This window comes from Pseudomonas sp. P5_A2_2, from assembly GCF_054177685.1.
The window spans coordinates 1-2,182 of the sequence record NZ_JBGCUL010000767.1; the positions used below are offsets into that span (position 1 = coordinate 1).

Annotated in this window: 2 protein-coding genes; both read right to left on the bottom strand. The window is 58.9% G+C overall.

Annotation, left to right across the window (positions count from 1 at the left end; all coding sequences use genetic code 11):
- Positions 1-1,172 (bottom strand): CSS-motif domain-containing protein (locus tag ACXRVY_RS25375; RefSeq protein ID WP_458238566.1); only part of this gene is annotated, 1,172 nt, incomplete at its 3' end.
- Between the two features lie 76 nt (positions 1,173-1,248).
- Positions 1,249-2,028: an N-acetylmuramoyl-L-alanine amidase gene (locus ACXRVY_RS25380; protein ID WP_458238567.1), complete on the bottom strand. Its 780-nt coding sequence runs from the start codon at positions 2,026-2,028 to the stop codon at positions 1,249-1,251.
- Between the last annotated feature and the right edge of the window lie 154 nt (positions 2,029-2,182).

Genomic DNA, 2,182 nt, shown 5'->3' on the forward strand with positions numbered 1-2,182 from the left:
ACACGGTGCAGGGTCAGCAGCCGCGCCATCACCTGACCAATCCGCGGAACCATCACATCACACGCCGCGAGATTGACCGAGATGTACAGTTGCGGGTTGGCACGCAGCAACTGGCCGAGTTGCTCGAGCAGGCGTTGCAGGACGAAGTCTGTCATCTGGCGAATCTGCCCGGTGTTCTCCGCCATCGGAATGAACAGGTCGGGACTGGTCAGAGTACCGTCCGGCCTGCGCCAGCGCAGCAGCGCTTCAGCCCCGACACAGTTGCGGCTATCGAGGTCGAAGATCGGTTGATACAGCACCTGCAACTCGCCACGGCGAATCGCGCCGGTCAGTTCGGCGTCCAGCGACTGCCGCTGGCGCACCAGCAGAAACACCAGGAACCCAACGCATATGCCCAGCGTGAGGCTGGCCGGCAGCAGCCACCACCAGACCGCCGGGATATGCATGCCGCTGCGCGGGCTGATCAACACCAATTGATATTCCGGATTGTCGGTGGGCATGCGGTATATCAGGCGTGTCTGGGTTATCTGCAGCGCATCACGGTTTCTCGGTGGCCAGGCCTCGGCCGGCGGCCAGATCTGAGTAGCGCCCAGCACCGGAATCGCGCGCGCGCCATGGTCAAGGACCACCAGCAGACTGCTGCCCGGCGACAGGTCGACCATATCGGTCAAATGTCCACGAGAGGTCGCGACCCGGAAATTCCCGCGCCCGAGCATCAGCGCGGCGCGGTTTTCATCGGGTTCGGTGGTGGTGTTGAGCCAATAGCTGTAAGTCGGGCCTTTGATGTCTGGCGATCGACTCAGCGACAGCCCTTCCTGGCGAGGGCGATTGGAGCAGATTCGCGAGGAGTCCATGTAGGCGGCTTCGTAGACGAAGCGATAATTGAACGTAACCTGTTGCAAGGTCGCGATCATTTCCGCATCGCAGCCACGCAACGGCTGCGCTTCAAGGTCGTCAAGGCTTTCGCGTAGTTGCCCGAAGAGCTGTTCCAGGCGGGCGAGGAAGCGCTCACCCTGAGCATTCATTTCTTCGCTTTCGTTTTGCTCGACCTGATGAATGGCGACGAACAGGCTGCCGGCCATCAATAACGTTGCGCTCAAGACAGTAGACATCAGCCCCAGGAACCAGGGGCGATGGAACCAACTACGGAGGGTCTCTCGAGCAACAGTCATTGTGCAATATCCGAAGGATTACCAATGAGTTATAGCTGCTGATTGGAAAAAAGCCCTGACCGTCGGGCGGGCGTCATTATTTTGTCTGATTCAACACCAAAAGTAGCGCTGCAGTTTGCGCATCCGGAGTGCCATCGAAACGCGCCGGACGGAAATGCATCTGGAATGCCGCTATCACATGCCGTGTCGCGACATCGAGCTCGCCGGTTTGTGGCGAGGCATAACCCAGTCGGGCCAATTGAGCCTGAAACCAGCTGATGCCCGGCAACTGTTCGGCGAACTGCATTTGCTGGCGCGCCACCGACTGTTCGTTCGGCCAGATGCCMAGGCCTTCGGCGGCCAGGCGCTTCCAGGGGAACAGCGGCCCCGGGTCCAGCTTGCGCAACGGCGCAATATCGCTATGACCGATGATGTTGCGAGGCCTTATACCGTGACGTTTGCTGATGTCCTTGAGCAATACGATCAACGACTGGACCTGATCTTCGGTGTAGGGGTGCCACACGCGTCCGGTCGGTGTGTCCTCGAAGCCCGGGTTGACGATTTCGATACCGATGGAACTGGAATTCAGCCAGGTTCGGCCATCCCACTCGCTCTCACCGGCGTGCCAGGCCCGCACATTTTCATCCATCAGCTTGTAGATGGTGGCACCCGTGTCGTCGYCAATCAGGTAATGGCTGCTGACTTCACCGTGGGCCAGCAATTGCAACGAACGCTCCAGCGAGGCATTGGTGTAATGCACCACCACAAACTGCACGCGGCTGTCGTAATTGGCCGAAGGGTGGCTGGTGTCGAAACGGGGACCGCTGGCACAGCCGGCAAGCACGATCAGCGATACGATCAGAGCAAAATATTTCATGGCGAAAGGCAGTACACGCAAGACAATAATGCAACAGTGTAACGTAATGCCTTGCGAGCGGACGGCAATCGCATCGAATTAAACAAAATGGAACAAATGATAGTCAGCCCGGCTCCACCCGATTGCGGCCGGCATTTTTTGCGCGATACAGCGC